At 54.4% G+C, this 19,042-nt stretch carries 15 protein-coding genes, 1 tRNA gene and 1 pseudogene; 15 read left to right on the plus strand and 2 right to left on the minus strand.

Translation table 11 applies throughout. From position 1 onward, the window contains the following. The 4 genes and pseudogenes from ACILP3_RS08830 to acs all read left to right on the plus strand — a co-directional run. A pseudogene (locus ACILP3_RS08830) lies at positions 1-105 on the plus strand (IS5/IS1182 family transposase); the annotation flags it as partial. A 17-nt stretch (positions 106-122) separates the two neighbouring features. Then, the gene (locus tag ACILP3_RS08835) at positions 123-647 is read left to right on the plus strand and encodes a transglutaminase-like cysteine peptidase (protein WP_395616276.1); all 525 of its coding nucleotides are present in this window, start codon (positions 123-125) and stop codon (positions 645-647) included. A gap of 632 nt (positions 648-1,279) precedes the next feature. Continuing rightward, positions 1,280-1,756 (plus strand): nuclear transport factor 2 family protein, encoded by a 477-nt coding sequence (locus ACILP3_RS08840; RefSeq protein ID WP_395616277.1) that lies wholly within the window; start codon positions 1,280-1,282, stop codon positions 1,754-1,756. 294 nt (positions 1,757-2,050) lie between these two features. After that, entirely contained in the window at positions 2,051-3,988 is a 1,938-nt protein-coding gene (acs, locus tag ACILP3_RS08845) for an acetate--CoA ligase (RefSeq protein ID WP_395616278.1), read from the plus strand. A gap of 12 nt (positions 3,989-4,000) precedes the next feature. Here the strand turns inward: acs and ACILP3_RS08850 are convergent, their stop codons facing one another. Both ACILP3_RS08850 and ald read right to left on the minus strand, forming a co-directional pair. Next, positions 4,001-5,017 carry a LacI family DNA-binding transcriptional regulator gene (locus tag ACILP3_RS08850; RefSeq protein ID WP_395616279.1) on the minus strand — a complete coding sequence of 339 codons (1,017 nt, stop codon included), beginning with the start codon at positions 5,015-5,017 and terminating at the stop codon, positions 4,001-4,003. Between the two features lie 31 nt (positions 5,018-5,048). Then, complete coding sequence (gene ald / locus ACILP3_RS08855; protein ID WP_395616280.1) at positions 5,049-6,176, minus strand: alanine dehydrogenase; 1,128 nt, start codon at positions 6,174-6,176, stop codon at positions 5,049-5,051. 129 nt (positions 6,177-6,305) lie between these two features. Here ald and ACILP3_RS08860 point away from each other — a divergent pair, with 129 nt between their 5' ends. The 11 genes from ACILP3_RS08860 (at position 6,306) to tig (ending at position 18,981) form a co-directional block, all read left to right on the plus strand. Continuing rightward, complete coding sequence (locus tag ACILP3_RS08860) at positions 6,306-6,776, plus strand: Lrp/AsnC family transcriptional regulator (RefSeq protein ID WP_395616281.1); 471 nt, start codon at positions 6,306-6,308, stop codon at positions 6,774-6,776. Positions 6,777-7,366: 590 nt separating this feature from the next. Continuing rightward, complete coding sequence (locus ACILP3_RS08865) at positions 7,367-8,089, plus strand: TorF family putative porin (RefSeq protein WP_395616282.1); 723 nt, start codon at positions 7,367-7,369, stop codon at positions 8,087-8,089. Between the two features lie 121 nt (positions 8,090-8,210). Beyond that, on the plus strand, positions 8,211-9,557 hold the full coding sequence (locus ACILP3_RS08870; protein ID WP_395616283.1) for a glutamine synthetase family protein: 1,347 nt from the start codon (positions 8,211-8,213) through the stop codon (positions 9,555-9,557). Next, positions 9,557-10,831 (plus strand): NAD(P)/FAD-dependent oxidoreductase, encoded by a 1,275-nt coding sequence (locus ACILP3_RS08875; RefSeq protein ID WP_395616284.1) that lies wholly within the window; start codon positions 9,557-9,559, stop codon positions 10,829-10,831. The genes ACILP3_RS08870 and ACILP3_RS08875 overlap by 1 nt, the downstream gene beginning before the upstream one ends. Then, positions 10,828-12,195: an aspartate aminotransferase family protein gene (locus ACILP3_RS08880; RefSeq protein WP_395616285.1), complete on the plus strand. Its 1,368-nt coding sequence runs from the start codon at positions 10,828-10,830 to the stop codon at positions 12,193-12,195. The genes ACILP3_RS08875 and ACILP3_RS08880 overlap by 4 nt, the downstream gene beginning before the upstream one ends. 4 nt (positions 12,196-12,199) lie before the next feature. Then, positions 12,200-13,603 (plus strand): glutamine synthetase family protein, encoded by a 1,404-nt coding sequence (locus ACILP3_RS08885; protein WP_395616286.1) that lies wholly within the window; start codon positions 12,200-12,202, stop codon positions 13,601-13,603. A gap of 140 nt (positions 13,604-13,743) precedes the next feature. Further along, positions 13,744-14,031: an Asp-tRNA(Asn)/Glu-tRNA(Gln) amidotransferase subunit GatC gene (gatC, locus tag ACILP3_RS08890; protein ID WP_295492228.1), complete on the plus strand. Its 288-nt coding sequence runs from the start codon at positions 13,744-13,746 to the stop codon at positions 14,029-14,031. A gap of 103 nt (positions 14,032-14,134) precedes the next feature. Beyond that, positions 14,135-15,619, plus strand: coding sequence for an Asp-tRNA(Asn)/Glu-tRNA(Gln) amidotransferase subunit GatA (gene gatA, locus ACILP3_RS08895; protein ID WP_395616287.1), 1,485 nt, complete (start codon positions 14,135-14,137; stop codon positions 15,617-15,619). Between the two features lie 106 nt (positions 15,620-15,725). After that, positions 15,726-17,198: an Asp-tRNA(Asn)/Glu-tRNA(Gln) amidotransferase subunit GatB gene (gatB, locus tag ACILP3_RS08900; protein WP_395616288.1), complete on the plus strand. Its 1,473-nt coding sequence runs from the start codon at positions 15,726-15,728 to the stop codon at positions 17,196-17,198. 104 nt (positions 17,199-17,302) lie between these two features. Further along, positions 17,303-17,387, plus strand: a tRNA-Leu gene (locus ACILP3_RS08905). Positions 17,388-17,481: 94 nt separating this feature from the next. Next, complete coding sequence (tig, locus tag ACILP3_RS08910; protein ID WP_395616289.1) at positions 17,482-18,981, plus strand: trigger factor; 1,500 nt, start codon at positions 17,482-17,484, stop codon at positions 18,979-18,981. Positions 18,982-19,042 lie beyond the last annotated feature (61 nt).

Genomic DNA, 19,042 nt, shown 5'->3' on the forward strand with positions numbered 1-19,042 from the left:
CGCCTCAAAGACTGGCGGCGCATCCACACACGCTATGACCGATGCGCCCATAGCTTCATGGCAGCCATCACCATCGCCGCAATATGCGCATTCTGGATCAGTTAATGAATCCTGAGCCTAGGATGTACAATACAGTTGGTGTGTCGGTTGATCATTCGCCATTTGATGCCAAATATCTGCGCGCGACGGTGCCAGCAGGCGGGGCGCAATGGTCCTCTATCGTCCGACGGGCAAGAGGCATTGAGGATCCTCAACAGCGGATGGCGTTCATACACACGTTCGTTATCTCCTACATTCAATATGCTGAGGATATCGACGTCTATGGGACCAGGGATTACTGGGCAACTCCAGCCGAAACGCTTGCCCGCCGACGCGGGGATTGCGAGGACTTCGCCATTCTCGAACTCATGCTGTTAAAGGAATCGGGCATAGCTGCCGCCGATATATATCTGACAGTGGGGGCTGACCTCGTAGCGCGCCGTGACCACGCGCTGCTCTCGGTTCTCATCGGCAATAGCATGTGGGCATTAGACCAGCGGGCTTCCGCTCCGTTTCTAACAACCTCAATGACCGACTTTCGTCCGATTTTGACCATGAGGGGCGCTCAGATTTGGTTGCACGGCTTTAAGATAAAATCGCGAGGGTGAGCTGTTCATCAGATTTGGCTGACGATAGGAGGCCGTATGTTCTTCGAAGATGAAATAAATAGATATTACAAATATAATTTCGAAATGATTGATATTAATCAATACGCATTTCAAATAATTATAATATGGACATTATTTAAAATAATTTTTTACATATGCCCGATTTTCATTTTATTAAATAATAATAACAAAGAGCAAATTAAAAATAACGGAAAAACAATTTCAAATATCAAAAAATTATCGGTAAAAATAATAATATTATCTATTTTAATACCCTTATTGGATTGCTTCGTATTTTTTTATATTGTTGTGTCATTGATCCCTCGGGTAAAAGGTTTGTACAAAAAAACAGAAGTGAGTTGTCAAATATACGGCATTTCTGCGGGCATATTGAACCTCATTATCATATCCAATTTTCAAGATTTGATCATGTTTTCGTCTGGAATAATTTACATCGGTCAAAGCCAGTTTTTTATAGCTTTTAATCTTTCTGTGTTTTCTGCCTGGGCTCTCCTGTCGGCACATCATCTTTTTTACATATACAGTTTGAATGATGAAATTCTTCAAAAGCTGCGGAATCCAGACCTGTTTTCAGATTATGAAAGCGGGCGTCCTTTTTCGGTGGTTCATTTGTGAAAAGTTCAAATCAGCAGAGTGCGGCACAGAGCCATCTCAATGCGCGCCACTTTAACGGCCCAATTGAAGATCGGCTTGCTATCCGCGAGCTTCTCGACAGCTATAGTGATGCGATCATACGCCGCGACCAGATATTGTGGTCAAATTGTTGGGCCATGAACGCCAAATGGCGCCTCGGGAGCCGAATAATCGAAGGACGAGACGCAATCTTAAGCCACTGGATAGACATGAAGACAAATGGTCGGGGCATCAAAGGCTGTTATACACGGGCGTTCTTCAATGCCCCTGGCGCCATAAATATTGATGGTGATAAGGGGTACGGCTGGTCCTACACGAATGAATTGTTAGTCGATGATCACAACATGACCTATCATCTGCATGGCATGTATTCTGATCTATATGTTCGCGAAAACGGACAGTGGGTGTTTGAAGAACGTAGTTTTAGAAAGCTGCACATCGATCATCCTTATTAGGGCAAGCACCTATTTGCTTTCCGGCCAATGCCTTAGACGGGATTATATGTGCTTCGGCCACGGTTCCCGACTGCGGCCAAGCGGCAGTTTCATGTGCCGTATTATCTTTTGCCCCTGTGGCTTGGGCTGGCCCGATCTGCAGGGGATGTTATCGTTGCCGGATTTTGCCGTTGCGGACCTTGGGACTTTGGGCCTAGTTCGGAATGCGTCTGTGCTGGATTGCGGTCGGGGATGCAGATGAATGTAGGCTGCATTATACCGACGTGGACATGATATTTTTAGGGAGAGGGCAAAATGTCGGAAATCTATCCTGTTTCGGATGACTGGAAGAAAAAGGCGTTTGTCACGGCGGAGGGTTACAACGCCGCTTATGCCCAGTCCGTCGGCGATCCGGATACATTCTGGCACGAAGAGGCCAAGCGCCTCGACTGGATAACGCCTTTTGCCAAAGTGAAGAATACGAGTTTTCACGAAGCTGATTTCGGCATTAAATGGTTTGAGGATGGCGCGTTGAACGTGTCTGCCAACTGCATTGATCGCCATTTGCCCGAACGCAAAGATGATATTGCCATCATTTGGGAAGGCGATGATCCCTCGCAGCAGCGCCGGATCACTTTTGGCGAGCTGCACGCCGAAGTGTGCGTCATGGCCAATGCCTTGAAGGCATTGGGTGCACAAAAGGGCGACCGCATCACCATCTATATGCCGATGATCCCTGAAGCCGCGATGGCCATGCTTGCATGCACGCGCATTGGGGCCATCCATTCGATCGTCTTTGGCGGATTCTCGCCAGAAGCGCTTGCGGGTCGCATTCAGGATTGCGATTCCAATATTGTCATCACAGCCGATGCCGGCATGCGCGGCGGGAAGCTGGTGCCGTTGAAGCAGAATGTGGATGCAGCCTTAAAGCATTGCGCGTCGGTCAAGGCGTGCCTTGTGGTGCGCCACGTCGGCAACGACATCGACATGCATGGCGCGCGGGATGTTTGGTATCATGATGTGCGTACAAATGTCTCGAGCGATTGCGCGCCCGAAATCATGCGCGCAGAAGACCCGCTTTTCATTTTATACACCTCGGGCTCCACCGGAAAACCAAAGGGGGTATTGCACACGACAGGCGGGTATCTGGTGTGGGCGGCGATGACGCATCATTATGTGTTCAACTATACGCCGGGCGAAATATATTGGTGCGCTGCCGACATTGGCTGGGTCACGGGCCATAGCTATGTCGTTTATGGCCCGCTTGCCAATGGCGCGACGACCGTGATGTTTGAAGGCGTTCCCAATTATCCCGACCATAGCCGGTTCTGGCAAATCGTTGACCGTCATCAGGTCAATATTTTCTATGGCGCGCCAACGGCCTTGCGATCACTGATGCGTGAAGGCGATGATTGGGTGAAGAAAACCTCCCGCAGTTCGCTGCGTTTATTGGGGTCGGTCGGGGAACCGATCAATCCGGAGGCGTGGGAATGGTATTATCATGTCGTCGGCGAAGGCCGCTGCCCCATTGTCGACACTTATTGGCAAACCGAAACAGGCGCGACCATGATGACGCCGTTACCGGGCGCGCATGCGTTGAAACCGGGCGCGGCATCGAAGCCGATGTTTGGCGTGCAGCCGGTGCTTGTCGATGGCGACGGCAAAGTGTTGGAGGGTGCGACGGACGGCAATTTGTGCATGATCGACAGCTGGCCGGGTCAGATGCGCACAGTGTGGGGCGATCATGATCGGTTTTTCCAAACCTATTTCACCACCTATCCCGGCAAATATTTCACGGGCGATGGATGTCGGCGCGACGCCGACGGTGATTACTGGATTACCGGGCGGGTTGACGACGTCATAAATGTTTCGGGACACCGAATGGGCACCGCTGAGGTTGAAAGCGCACTCGTTGCTCATGCCAAAGTCGCAGAGGCGGCGGTGGTTGGTTTTCCGCACGATATCAAAGGGCAGGGCATTTATGCTTATGTCACGCTCAATGCAAATGAGGTGGAGTCCGCGGACATACGCGCTGACCTCATCAAATGGGTGCGCCATGAAATCGGCCCGATTGCAACGCCAGATGTCATCCATTTTGCGCCGGGTTTACCAAAAACACGCTCGGGAAAAATCATGCGTCGGATATTGCGCAAGATTGCCGAAGGGGATGTGTCCAATTTAGGAGATATCTCGACCCTCGCGGATCCGTCGGTCGTGGACAATCTGGTGCAATCAAGGTCCACCGCCTTATAAATCGCTCCGGTTTCAGGCTGTTCCGCGTGTGAGCAGCCTGACCGGAACAGGGACGATACTGGGCGCTTCGCCTTTGAGCACTGCAATCAAAGCGTCGACCAGCATTTCACCTGCTTGCACATAATCTTGCTCAATTGTTGTGAGCGGCGGCTGCGCATAAGCGCCCATTGCAATGCCATCAAACCCGATGACGCGGACATCTTGACCAATGGTGATATCCTGTTCCTCGAGCGCGCGCATAGCACCGAGCGCGATAAAATCATTCGCACAGAACAAGCCGTCGAACGCAATTTTGTCGCGGAAGAGGCCTTTTACTGCGGCATAGCCTTGGTCTTCACGCACCGCATTTTCGGGGAGCGGTGGGCAAATAGGCTGCATCCCGTTATCCGCCATCTGCGCCATATAGGTTGTCAGCCGGTCCTGAAACTGCGGCTGCTCGCTATGGGTGGGGCCAATATAGGCAATGTTTTTACAACCCTGTTGCAACAAATGGTCAATGGCCAGTCGCACGCCTTGAACATTGTCGCTTTTGATCGAAATCAGATCTTCCTTGCTGGCACCCCAGCAGATCATTGGTGTTTTGTGCCGGGCATATTCGCCGAAAAACTGCCAACCGGCAATATTCTGACCGCTGCCGATGACGATGAGGCCATCGGCCTGTCGGCTGCCCGTGTAATTGGCAAAGAAATTTGCAGGTGAATCTTGAAATGAGATGATCAGATTATAGCCCCGTTCGGAGGCTGATGCCGCAATGCAGCCCAATAACGACAAATAAAAAGGATTGATGTTCGCCTTATTTTCACCCTGCCGACACAGGATGACGAGTGCGATCGAATAGGTCTGCTGCGTGCGCAGGCGCAGCGCGTTATGGTCAACCGAATAATTGAGTTCGTTCGCCAGCGCGACGATGCGCGCGCGCGTGGTTTCATTGACTTTCTTGTCCCCGCGCAAGGCACGCGACACTGTAGGCTGCGACACCCCAAGCATCGCTGCAATTTGATGCGCCGTAATGCGTCCTTCTTTACCCATGCCGTGAGTTTAGCACTGGCGGGCGGTCAAGTCACGCAGTGAGAGCCGATTCCGGTGTGACAAAGTCCAAGTTGAGGCTTTCTGCAACCGCTTGGCTCGTAACTTTGCCCTGATGCACGTTCAAACCGGCGCGCAATCCGCGTCCGGTTTCTGTGCTGCTGTCCAATGCAGCTATGCCGTTTTTGGCAAGGACCAAGCCATAAGGCAAGGTCGCGTTGTTGAGCGCGGCGGCGCTGGTCTGCGGGACGGCACCGGGCATGTTTGCGACGCAATAATGGATGATGCCGTCAACAACATAGGTCGGTTCGGCATGCGTGGTCGGGCGCGAGGTTTCAAAGCAACCACCCTGGTCAATAGCGACATCGACCAAGACCGCACCGGGCTTCATTCGCTTGAGCATCTCGCGGGTCACAAGGCGAGGCGCGCTTGCACCAGGAATAAGTACTGCGCCAATGATGGCATCGGCTACGCTGATTTCATGGTCGATGGTTTCAAGCGTCGAATAGCGCGTGCGCACCCGTCCGTTGAACATATCGTCGAGTTGGCGCAGGCGCGGGATGGAACGGTCAACGATGGTGACCTCTGCGCCAAGGCCAACGGCCATACGCGCGGCATGCGTGCCAACAACGCCGCCGCCCAGCACGGTCACACGGCCAGCAGCCACACCCGGCACACCGCCGAGCAATATACCTGCGCCACCTTCGCTGCGGCGCATGGCTTGGCCAGCCGCTTCAATCGCGAGGCGGCCGGCAACTTCGCTCATGGGCGCCAATAAGGGCAGGGTGCCACGATCATCTGTTACGGTTTCATAGGCAATGGCGGTGCATCCGCTGGCGATCAGGCCTTTTGCTTGTTCTGGATCGGGTGCAAGGTGCAAATAGGTGAACAGCAATTGGCCGGGGCGAAGCTGTACCCATTCGCTTGGCTGCGGTTCCTTAACCTTAACGATCATGTCGCAGCCTGCGAAAATTTCCGCTGCCGTTGCAGCGATTTCGGCTCCTGCCGCGCGATAGGCCTCGTCACTTGCCATGATGCCAGCGCCAGCGCCAGATTGCACCAATATCTGATGACCAGCGGCCACATATTCGCGAACGGCACCGGGCGTTAGGCCAACGCGATATTCATGAACTTTGATTTCGCTCGGGACGCCAACACGCATGATTTCTGCTCCTCAACATATGATGATAAAGACTAGCATTGTCGTGACGCCGAAACTGCGCAAAGATTCGACTTATATGGACATTTGGTGCATATATTCGTCGTATTTCGCTTATTGGATAAAAATAATATGCAACTTGATCGGGCGGACCGTAAATTACTGGGCGCGTTAGTGGCAAATGGCCGCGCGACTCAGATGGAACTGGGGGAGGCGGCTGGACTATCCCCAAGCGCGGCGGCGCGGCGGCAAAAAGCATTGGAAGATGAAGGCATTTTGCGCGGCTATCGGGCTGATGTAAACTTGCGCAAGCTGGGGTTGGGGGCGACGGTGATGGTGACAATCACCCTCGATAGCCAAAGCGAGGAGGCGATGGCTGCTTTTGAGGCGGCGGTCGGCAACAGCCCTTCGACCATTCGTTGCCACCTCATGAGCGGGCGGAACGATTATTTACTGGTCGTACGCGCCGCATCCATTGAGGATTATGAAATCATTCACCGCCAAGAAATCGCCCGGTTGCCGCGGGTCGCGCGGATCGAAACCGCATTTGCGTTGCGCGAAGTGGTGAACCGAGCAGTTCCTCCGCGTCTTTTTGACACATAACGAAGCTATAATATGGCTTAGAAAACGAATCGTTTATGCATTCTGGCGGAACTTGTTCGAACCAATGCTGTTTCAATGTCAGGAAACGGAGAGTTGTTATGGGAAGAACAGTTGGTATCAGCATTGGCGGTTTGATTTTGCTCGTGGTGATCGTCGCAATTTTATTCTGATCCGGACGGGCTGATAGCTCCTGTCCCTATCTTCGTGCGCGCCGCACAGCCGGCCTTTGTTAAACCACCAAGCGTTTGACTATCATTGGTGCCGCGCCACAGCTTTGTGATGCGGTTGCGTCGCCGCGCAGGCTACGGTCGCCCATGACCTTTCTTTAGGTCGCTGATATCTGTGCCTGTCTTAGACTGTGGCTGTTTTATCACATCGCTTAAAAAGGACGATGAGGGGGCGACAAAATTGCTTGCTTGGGTGAGTGCTTTCATGTTTGTGTGCACCTGCACAATAAATGCATCGGTAAAGGCAAAGCCAGCCATTGCGTGGGCAAACAGATTTAGCGGGAAGAGAACGGCATATGCCGGTTGTGGCGCAATGCGTGGCTATCAGGCTAGTATCTATTGTACCTAAGAAGGGGTAAAATTATGCGTAATTCCATGTTAAAATTGGCAGGCATGAGCGTTGCGATCAGCGCGATGGCGTTGTCGGCACCTGCTTTCGCACAAGACGAAGCGGCGGAAGCTGCTGGTCCAATCACGGTTTCTGGCGGCGCTGCTCTGGTGTCCGACTATCGTTTTCGGGGCGTATCGCTTTCCGATAAGGGTTTTGCGATCCAGCCTTATTTGACGGTCAAGCATGAGTCTGGCCTATATGTTGGCGCTTGGGGTTCCAATATTGCCGATAATGCTGGCGACGATCTTGAGCTTGATCTCTACGCGGGCTTTAGCGGCGGCGACAAATTAACCTATGACATTGGCGCAACTTATTATGTCTATCCAGGCGTTTCGAGCGTCAATTATGTTGAGTTCACTGGAAAGCTTGGTTCAACTTTTGGCCCGGCAACCGTGGGCGTTCAAGTGAGCTATGTCCCAAGCCAAGACAATACCGGCAATGACGACAACCTCTATTTTGGTTCCAATGCCACCATCGCCATACCCAATTCCCCGATTTCGATCGTCGGAACATTGGGCATGGAAGATGGCGCGTTTACCGCTGGAAGTAACAAGCTGGATTGGTCGCTTGGTTTAAACGCAGCTGTTTCCGGTTTTACACTCGGTGCGTCTTATGTTGATACCAATCGCCGTTCGATCTTCGCACCAAAGGACAGCTCGGCGGGACTTATTTTCTCGGTAAGCTACGGCTTCTGATACTGATTTGAGCGTTTTCGACGCGGCAAAACGCCGGTCGATTTAGAATAGACACATGCCGGGCTTGACCTTTCAAGTCCGGCATGCGCTTATTCGTCTTCCAAAAAAACTGGTGAAAAAAATGTCCGTTAATCTTGCGAATTGGATCGCTGAGCACAAAATCGATGAGGTTGAGTGCATCGTGCCTGACATTAACGGGGTGCAACGGGGCAAGGTTCTGCCTGCGAAAAAATTTCTGTCATCGGTGCGTGACAAATCGCTGCGCATACCGGGCAGTGTTTTTATCTGCACCATAGACGGCCATTATCCCGAAGACATTGCGGATATTTGGGATAAGGATCCGGACAAAATCCTCGTCGCTGATCCCGACACAATTTGCGTTGCCCCCGGTTTCAAATCACCGACGGCTTTCGTGATTGCCGATGTCTTGCATGGCGACGGAACCGATGTCGAAATCGCCCCGCGCACGATTTTGAAAAAAGTACTGAACATGTATGCTGATCGCGGGTGGAAGCCGATTATGGCGCCTGAGGTTGAGTTTTATCTTGTCAGTCAGAATGTCGATCCCGACTTTCCGTTAATGCCACCCACGGGATCAAGTGGTCGGGCAGAAACCGCAAGCCAGCCTTATGGGCTGGAGGCGATGAACGAATATGAGGATATCATCGACCATATCTATGATGATTGTGAGTTGATGGGCCTCGATATCGACACGATGATCCACGAAATGGGTGCGGCGCAGTTGGAGGTGAACTTCATCCATGGTGACCCGTTGAAGCTGGCTGACCAAGTATTCCTGTTCAAGCGCACCGTTCGCGCGGTCGCCAAACAGCATGGCGTCTATGCGACGTTCATGGCGAACCCGATGGCTGGTCAACCGGGCAGCGCCATGCATATTCATCAATCGGTCGTGGATGCCGAAACTGGCCGCAATCTTTTTTCCAACGCCAATGGCAAGGACAGTTTGTTATTCCGCAATTATATAGCGGGTCTCGTGAAGTTCATGCCCCAGATATCGCCGCTTTGGGCGCCTAATGTGAACAGCTTCCGCCGGATGCGGCCCGACAGCGCCGCGCCGATTAACGTCCAATGGGGCGAAGACAACAGAAGCTGCGGTTTCCGCGTACCCATCTCCGACAAGGCCAACCGCCGCGTTGAAAACCGCCTGCCGGGTGCAGATTCCAATCCTTATCTCGCCATGGCGGCGTCGTTGGTCTGCGGCTATATCGGCATGGTCGAACGGATGGTGCCCGCCAAAGCGATCACCGGCAGCGCCTATAACCGCGCCCGCACCTTGCCGCGCACATTGGAAGCAGCCTTGGATCGGTTCAGCGCTTGCAAGCCCGTGCGCAACCTGTTGGGCGAAGAGTTTTTTGACATCTTCTATGCGGTCAAGGACTATGAATTGTTCAATTATCAGTCCGTGGTTTCGAGTTGGGAACGCGAGCATTTGCTGCTGAGGGTGTGATGCCCGATCCGTTAAATGATATTTATTATCTAGCATCTGCAGGCGCATATCGCGCTAATGCGCCGCTAACCGGTGACACAAAGGCCGACATCTGCATCATCGGTGGGGGCTTTACTGGCTTGTCAGCAGCAGTGGCGTGCGCTGAAGCAGGGCTAGATGTCGTTTTGCTTGAGGGCGAGCAAATCGGCTTTGCTGCATCGGGTCGCAACGGTGGACAGATGATCCCCGGATTTAATATGGCGGCCGCGGACCTGATCAAACTTGTGGGCGAAGATGTCGGGCGACAACTCTACCTCCTTGCGATGTCGGCGCGCGATCGGGTGCACGCACGGATTGAGCGCCATGATATCGACTGCGATTTGCGGCAGGGCCATATTCATTTGGCGGCGAAGAAAAGTGACTTTGCCCATTTTAAAGATGAAGTGACGTTTAGTGACAGGTTGTTAGGCGCGGGCGAAGCCGTGTTGGTCGCGCCGACGGATATCGGCCAATATGTTGGTGTATCAGGATATCATGGCGGAGTTTATGTGCCAAAAGGCGGCCATCTTCATCCCTTAAAATATGCACGCGGCTTGAAACGGGCGGCCAAGAGCGCGGGGGCGAGAATTTTTGAAGGCAGCAGGGCTGTTTCAATTATAGAGGGCGAAAAGGTCGTTGTTCGCACGATTTCTGGGTCCGTCACCGCTAGCAATGTCTTTCTGGCTTGTGACGCAGAAACTGCGGATTTGGCCCCCAAGGCGGGTCGGTATACGATGCCGGTACTGAACTATATCATTGCGACCGAGCCGCTGAGCGATGACTGCGCGCGCGCGCTTATCCCATCGAATGCAGCGGTATCGGATAGCCGGTTTGTTCTTAACTATTTCCGGTTGTCCGCCGATAACCGACTGCTTTTTGCAGGTGGCGAAAAATATACGCCAAAGCCGCCAGTGGATATTGCTGCATTTGTACGACCCTATATGCTGAAGCTTTTCCCGCAATTGGCGGATGTGCGGATTGATTATGCTTGGGGCGGTACGGTCGGGATCACCGTGAATCGGCTGCCCCACATCGGTCGCGACGGCAATAAGCTGTTTGCGCATGGCTATTCCGGGCAGGGCGTGCTGCTCACAACGCTGGTGGGCGAGCTTTTGGCAGACTTGTTAAAGGGCGACAGCCGCAATTTCGACCTCTTTCAAAAAATCCCGCATCGTGCGTTCCCTGGTGGTAAGCTGCTGCGAACACCCACCTATGTTGCAGGGATGCTTTATTCGGCGATGATGGATCGTCTGTGATTGAACGGGCTTCCATTGAAGCGATGCGCGAACGCGAAGTCGCGCGCTTCATTGCGGCTAACCCGAAATCAAAAGCCCATGCCCAAAGCGCGCAGGGCTGGTTCCAAGGCGTGCCATTCCATTGGATGCTCGATTGGTCCACCCCATTTCCGATCGTCGCTCAGGCGGCTTCTGGTGCGACGCTGACCAGTATTGACGGGCAGGTTTTTGATGACTTCTGCCTTGGCGATACCGCGAGCATGTTTGGTCACGCACCAGCGCCGCTGGCAAAAGCCATAGCCGAACAAGCGGGGCAGGGATTAAGCTATATGCTGCCCACGGCAAAGGGCGCTGAACTGGGCTTTATGCTTGCCGACATGTTTGGCCTGCCGCAATGGCAAGTCACCACCACAGCCAGCGAAGCAAACCGCGCCGTCATTCGATGGTGCCGCGGCATAACAAGACGTGACAAGATTTTGATTTTCAACGGTTGCTATCATGGCGCAGTGGATGATGTTTTCGTCGACTTGCGTGATGGCCGCGTTGTCAACCGACCAAGCTTGATTGGGCAAGTGCAGGACTTGTTGCCAACCACCGTCGTCGTCGAATTTAACGATGTGGATGCGCTTGCCGCTGCTTTACGCGGCGGCGATATCGCTTGCGTCTTGGCGGAACCGTTGATGACCAATATCGGCATGGTGCGCGATGCGCCGGGGTTTCTTTCGGAATTGCGTCAACTTTGTGATGAAACTGGTACGATTTTGGTGCTCGATGAAACGCACACCATCTCGTCCGGCTATGGCGGACATAGCAACACGCACGGCCCAAAGCCCGACATATTGGTCGTGGGCAAATCCATCGGCGGCGGCGTGCCATGCGCGGTTTATGGCTTTACGGCGGAGATTGCGGAACGAATGGCGGCGCTGAATGCATCGCGTCCAGCGGGGCATAGCGGCCTAGGCACGACCCTGTCCGCCAATGCGCTCGCCATCACCGCCATGCACGCGATGCTGGGGCAGGTGATTACGCGCGACGCTTATACCCATATGCTGTCCATGACTGACCGGCTGGTGGCGCAATTGAACGCGGTTATTGCGGCTAAGGGGGTGAATTGGCATGTCAGCCATGTCGGTGCGCGCGTTGAATTGGTCTGTTGCGCAAAGCCGCCCCGCAATGGCAGCGAAGCACGCGCAGGGATGGACCATGCACTGGAAGCAACCATCCACCTCTATCTCGCCAATCGCGGCATCCTGCTCGCGCCATTCCACAATATGATGCTGGTCAGTCCGGTAACGCAAGCCGCACAGGTTGACCGCCTCGCGGCAAAGTTGAACAATGCGCTGACTGAGCTATTAGTATTTGAAAATTCGGGCGGACGGAAGTGACATCATGACAATCAAACGCGCAATATCATCAGCGACCATCGCGCCGCGTAGCGAGGCAGAGGCGTTTTTTGCCACGCATCCCGACATCGATTCGATCGAAATGATCTACACCGACTTTGGCGGCGTTCCGCGCGGTAAGCGCCTGCGCCAGCATGAAGTCTTGTCTGTCTATGAAATCGGGCGCTTTTTCCCCGGCTCCATCGCGGTGGTCGATATCACTGGGCAGGACACCGTCGAAACGGGGCTGGTCTGGGAAGATGGCGACGCCGACCGTTCGATGAAGCCAATTCCGGGTACGTTGGTCCGTACCCCTTGGGCCGGCGACAATGCCGCGCAATTCATGGTCGATTTTTATGAACTGGATGGCCAGCCGCATGATCTCGATCCGCGCCATGTCCTTGGCCTTGTCGTGGACCGTTTCGCCGAAATGGGCCTGACGCCCGCTTTGGCGGTGGAGCTGGAGTTTTACTTGCTGGATCCAAAGCGCGCACGCGATGGGTCTATCCGTCCCGCGCGGCCAGAATATAGCAATGAAACCCCGCAGATGGTCGAAGTTTATGGTCTGCGTGAGCTTGACGATTTCCGTCCCTTTTTCGACGAATTATACGAAACCTGCGATATTCAGGGGCTTCCGTTGGAATCGGCGATATCCGAATTTGCGCCCGGACAATGCGAGTTGACCCTGCGCTACAAGCCCGACGTGCTGCGTGCGTGCGATGATGCGATCATGTACAAGCGCGTCGTGAAAGCAGTGGCGCAGGCGCACGGGCTTGAGGCGACGTTCATGGCAAAGCCATTTGCCGAACAGGCAGGCTCCGGCATGCATATTCACGTGTCGATGAATGACAAGGACGGCAATAACCTTTTCGCCGCCGATGATCCCGAAGGCACGCTTATGTTACGCCATGCCATAGGCGGGATGATCGCCAGCGTTGGTGATTGCTTCGCGCTTTTTGCGCCGCATGCCAATAGCTACCGCCGGTTTAAAGCGAACAGCTACGCGCCAGTTGCCCCCACTTGGGGCGTCAATAATCGCACGGTATCCTTCCGTATTCCGGCCGGTCCGTCCTTAAGCCGCCATGTCGAACATCGCGCCTGCGGTGCTGACGCCAACCCCTATCTTGCGGTGGCGGGCGTATTGTCAGGTATCCATCATGGTATCACGCGCCAGATTGACCCCGGCCCTGCGGTGGTGGGCAATGGTTATGACCGTGATGGATCAGGTGATGACAAGCCGCCCAGCAATTGGTTTGCCGCAGTCGACCGCTTCCACGGATCCGCATTGTTGCGGGACTATTTGGGCGACCGCTTTGTTGACATGTTCACCATCGTAAAGCGCGTGGAGCAGGACCGCTATTTCGGACAAGTGCCCAGCATTGATTATGATTGGTATTTGCGCAACGCTTAGGATCAGGATCAATTAAATCCACTTAGGTGCTTCGAAGGTGCATTTAACTAGTTGCCCCTAAGCTTTTCCGTTGAAGCAATGCAGGCGCAATGCTAGCGGCACGAAGGGATCGCTGGTCGATCCCGACCACAAGGAATAGCATGTCTGTAGATAAAGATACCGTGAACAAAATCGCGCGGCTTTCGCGTATCGCGATTAGCGATGCTGAGGCTGACAAAATGGTCGGCGAGCTCAATGGCATTTTGGCCTGGGTGGAGCAATTGGGAGAGGTCGACGTCACCGGCGTTGAGCCGATGACGGCGGTCATCCCTAATAAGCTGCGCCTGCGCGATGATGTGGTGACCGATGGCGATGTGCGCGACAAGGTGCTTGCCAATGCACCAGCCAAGGAAGGCAGCTTCTTTGGCGTGCCGAAGGTGATTGAGTGATGGGTACGCAACGCCCGCCCATCGTCATCCTGAACGTGTTTCAGGATAACGCCCAACTGTCGCATGTTATCCTGAAACAAGTTCAGGATGACGAGGATTTTGTATGACCGAACTAACCAAATTAGGCGTTGCCGCCATCCGTGACGGGGTCACATCCGGCGCATTTACGGCTGTTGAAGTCGCTACGGCTTTCAATGCAAACGTCTCTAACGCAAAGGCGCTCAACGCCTTCATCGTCGAAACGCCGGAAAAGGCCATTAAAGCTGCGCAGGCCGTCGACGCCGACCGTGCCGCGGGCAAGCCGCTTGGCAAAATGGCGGGCGTGCCGATTGGCATGAAGGATTTGTTCTGTACCGAAGGCGTGCAGACAACCGCCGCAAGCCACATATTGGAAGGCTTTGTGCCGACCTATGAATCGACCGTCTCTGCGAATCTTTGGAAGGCTGGGGCAGGGATGCTTGGCAAGCTGAACATGGACCAGTTCGCCATGGGTTCGTCCAATGAGACCAGCTATTTCGGTAATGTCATTTCGCCTTGGCGTCGCAATGACGGCAGCAATGCCGCATTAGCGCCCGGTGGATCATCGGGCGGTTCATCCTCGGCAATCGCCGCGCGGCTTTGCCCTGCGGCAACCGGAACCGACACCGGCGGCTCGATTCGTCAGCCTGCGGCATTTGTGGGCATTAGCGGCATCAAGCCGACTTATGGCCGCTGCTCGCGCTGGGGCGTGGTGGCGTTTGCAAGCTCCTTGGACCAAGCTGGGCCGATGGCGCGCGACGTGCGCGACTGCGCGATCATGTTGGAGGCGATGGCGGGCTTTGACCCAAAGGATTCGACTTCGCTCGATTTGCCCGTCCCTGATTGGGAAGCTGGCCTAAACAGCGACCTTAAGGGCAAGCGTATCGGTATTCCACGCGAGTATCGCCTCGACGGTATTGATGAAGATATCGCCAAGATGTGGGACAATGGCATTGCCTGGTTGAAAGATGCAGGCGCGGAAATAGTGGATATCAGCCTGCCGCACACCAAATATGCGCTGCCCGCTTATTATATTATCGCGCCTGCCGAAGCTTCATCGAACCTAGCGCGCTATGATGGCGTGCGTTTTGGTTTACGCGACTTGCCCGAAGGCGCTGGCCTGCAAGACATGTATGCCGCGACCCGCGCCGCTGGCTTTGGCGAAGAAGTGCGCCGTCGTATCATGATCGGCACTTATGTGTTGAGCGCCGGTTTCTACGACGCTTATTACACCCAAGCGCAAAAGGTCCGCGCCTTGATTGCGCGTGATTTTGACAACGCATGGGCAAGCTGCGACCTCATCCTTGCGCCAACCGCACCGAGCGCGGCATTTGGACTGGGCGAGAAAAACGCTGATCCATTGTCGATGTATTTGAACGATGTGTTCGCGGTGCCTGCCTCACTGGCTGGCCTGCCTGCCATGTCGGTTCCCGGCGGTCTGAGCAAAGAGGGCTTGCCCTTGGGGCTTCAAATTATTGGCAAAGCGCTCGATGAACAGGCGGTGCTGAACGCGGGTCTGGCGATTGAGCAGCGTTCAGGATTCGTCGCCGAGGCGCCACAATGGTGGTAAGCTTTTCCGTCGCCCCAGCGCAGGCTGGGGCCCATCACGCCCCTCAGGCTAAACCGCAAGACGAGATAGGCACCAGCCTATACTGGTGCGACGCAGGTGCAGAATAATGACTGAAACCACATACCGCATTCAAGGCAACACTGGCGCATGGGAGGTCGTAATTGGCCTTGAAGTCCATGCGCAGATCACCAGCGAGTCCAAGCTGTTTTCGGGCTCCTCGACGGGCTTTGGCGCTGAACCGAACAGCCATGTTAGTCTGGTTGACGCGGCCATGCCGGGCATGTTGCCCGTGCCCAACCGCGAATGCCTGCGTCAGGCCGTGCGCACGGGCATGGCGATCAATGCGCAGATCAATCGCTGGTCACGCTTTGACCGTAAAAATTATTTCTACGCCGATTTGCCGCAGGGCTACCAAATTTCGCAACTCTATCACCCAATAGTGGGTGAGGGCGAGATTGAGGTTACGCTCAACGAGAAAGACCCGGATAGCCCGACCAAGAAAATTGGCATTGAGCGCATCCATGTCGAACAAGACGCAGGCAAGTTGATGCATGACCAGCATCCGACGATGTCTTTCGTTGACCTTAACCGTTCGGGCGTGGCCTTGATGGAAATTGTGTCGCGCCCTGATATCAGCAGTCCGCAGGAAGCCGGCGCATATCTTAAAAAACTGCGCTCGATTCTGCGCTATGTTGGGTCGTGCGATGGCAATATGGAGCAAGGCTCCATGCGCGCCGACGTCAACGTGTCGGTGCGTAAGCCCGGCGGCGAATTGGGCACGCGTACCGAGACCAAGAACGTCAACTCGATCCGCTTCATGATGCAGGCGATTGAATATGAGGCGCAGCGTCAGGTGGACCTGATCGAAAGCGGCGGCGCAGTCGTGCAGGAAACCCGCCTGTTTGACCCCAATAAAATGGAAACGCGCTCGATGCGGTCAAAAGAGGACGCGCATGACTATCGCTATTTCCCCGACCCTGATTTGTTGCCGGTGGAACTAGACGATGCGTTTCTGGAGGAGTGCCGTGCGTCCTTGCCCGAACTTCCCGATGCCAAGCGTGCGCGCTATGAGGCGATGGGCCTGACGGCCTATAATGCCGCCGTCCTGACCGCAGAGGCCGAAACCGCATTTTGGTTTGAAGATTTGTTGGCCGAAGGCGTGGATGCCAAGCAGGCGTCCAACTGGCTGATGTCGGAATTGTTCGGCGCGCTGAACAAGATGGGCAAGACTTTGGACGAAAGCCCGGTCAATCCCAAGCAAGCTGCCGAATTGCTCGGCCTCGTTGCCGATGGCACGATCAGCGGCAGCATCGCCAAGCAAGTCTTCGAAATCATGTTGGAGACAGGGCAGGCGGCATCGGCCATCGTCGCGGAAAAGGGCCTGAAGCAAACCAACGACACGGGCGCGATTGAGGCGGAAATTGCCAAGATCATGGCCGTGAACGAGGACAAGGTTGCGGAATATCGCTCCGGCAAGGACAAATTGTTTGGCTTCTTTGTGGGCCAAACCATGAAGGCGATGCAGGGCAAGGCCAATCCGCAAATCATCAATGATTTGCTGAAAAAGGCTTTAGGGTAAGCAGGCTGTGCGGGGCTGCGGTGCTTTCGCCGCTTCTCCCCTTGCCCCGCAGCGGCTTTCCCGTTAGAGGCTCCCGTCGTTTGTTAAACGGCAGCTTTTCGTAAGCGGGCGTGGCGGAATTGGTAGACGCACCAGATTTAGGTTCTGGCATCGCAAGGTGTGGGGGTTCGAGTCCCTTCGCCCGCACCACGAAAAAGGGGGCATTCCCGGCTGTCGTTGAACCCGAAAGCCATTTAACAGTTTTTGGCAGGCCAGCGGGTCTGTCGTAGATAGAGAAGAAAACATGCAGACCGTCGAGACACAGAATGAAGGCCTGAAGCGCGCTTATCGTATGACGATTACCGCAAAGGATGTTGAATCCCGCATCGATGCCGAGGTGAAGAAAATTGCACCTCAAGTGCGTATGCCCGGTTTCCGTCCTGGCAAGGTTCCCGCCAATCTGGTCAAGAAGATGCATAAGGACTCGCTGCTTCAGGACGCGCTGAACAGCTCGATTCAAGAAGGCGTCCAAAAGGCGATTTCCGACAATAAACTGCGTCCAGCGACTCAGCCACATGTGCATCTGGGTGAAGATTATGCGCCGGGCAAAGACGCGGTTGTTGATTTCCATCTGGAAGTCCTGCCTGCGATTGCAGCGCCTTCGATTGACGGCATCACGCTTGAGCGCCTGACTGTCGAAGTGAGCGACGCGCAAGTCGACGAATCGATTCTGAAGCTTGCCGCCGGCCAAAAAAGCTTTGAAGCTGCCGACAAGAAATATGCTGCCAAAATGGGCGACAGCGTTGTCATCGATTTTGAAGGCAAGGTTGACGGCGTGCCTTTCGAAGGCGGTAAGGGCGAAGGCATGGCCGTAGAGCTTGGCTCTGGTCAGTTGATCCCCGGTTTCGAAGACCAACTGGTTGGCGTGAAAGCCAATGATGAGAAGGTTCTGAACGTAACCTTCCCAGAAGATTATAATGCCGAAAACCTAAAGGGTAAGGCGGCAACTTTTGACATCGTCGTCAACGAAGTGCGCAAGCCCGTTGAGGCCAAGGCGGATGACAATCTTGCCAAGATGTTCGGCCTCGATGGCATCGACAAATTGCGTGAACTGATGAAGGTTCAGGTTGAGCAAGAGCATAATGGCCTGACGCGGACATATATGAAGCGCCAGTTGCTGGATCAGCTTGCCGCCGGTCATGATTTCGAGGTGCCGCCTTCGATGGTCGAAGCCGAGTTTGAACAGATTTGGGCGCAATTGGAGCAGGAAGCTGCCCGCGAAGAAGATGCCGAAGCTGCGAAAAAGGAAATGGAAGCTGAGCGCGAAGAGTATCGCGACATCGCCGTCCGCCGTGTTCGTTTGGGCTTGCTTCTGTCAGAAATCGGTCAAGCCAATGGCGTTGAAGTCAGCTCGCAGGAAATGAACATGCTCGTGCAGCAAGCTGCGCAGCAATATCGCCCTGAAGACCGTCAGCGTTTCGTCCAATATCTGCAGGAAAACCCAATGGCAGCCGCACAATTGCGCGCGCCTTTGTTTGAAGACAAGGTTGTCGACTTCCTGTTCGACAAGGCGACAGTGACGGACAAGGCCGTGACCAAGGACGTGCTGGAAGCAGCGATTGAAGCTGAGCCAGATGCAAAGCCTGCGGCCAAGAAAAAGGCACCCGCGAAAAAAGCGGCCGCAAAGGACGAGGCGCCTGCCAAGGAAGCCAAGCCTGCTGCAAAGAAGGCTGCCCCTAAAAAGGACGCAGAAGCCGCGCCAGCCAAGAAGGCGCCCGCCAAAAAGGCTGCGCCTAAGAAATAATCTCTGCGATATGCGATAAAGCAAAAGGGGGGGCGATGCGTCCCCCCTTTTTGTATCTGCG

Origin of the sequence: Sphingorhabdus sp., from assembly GCF_044239665.1 — a bacterium.
In the GTDB taxonomy this organism is placed as follows: Bacteria; Pseudomonadota; Alphaproteobacteria; order Sphingomonadales; family Sphingomonadaceae; genus Sphingorhabdus_B.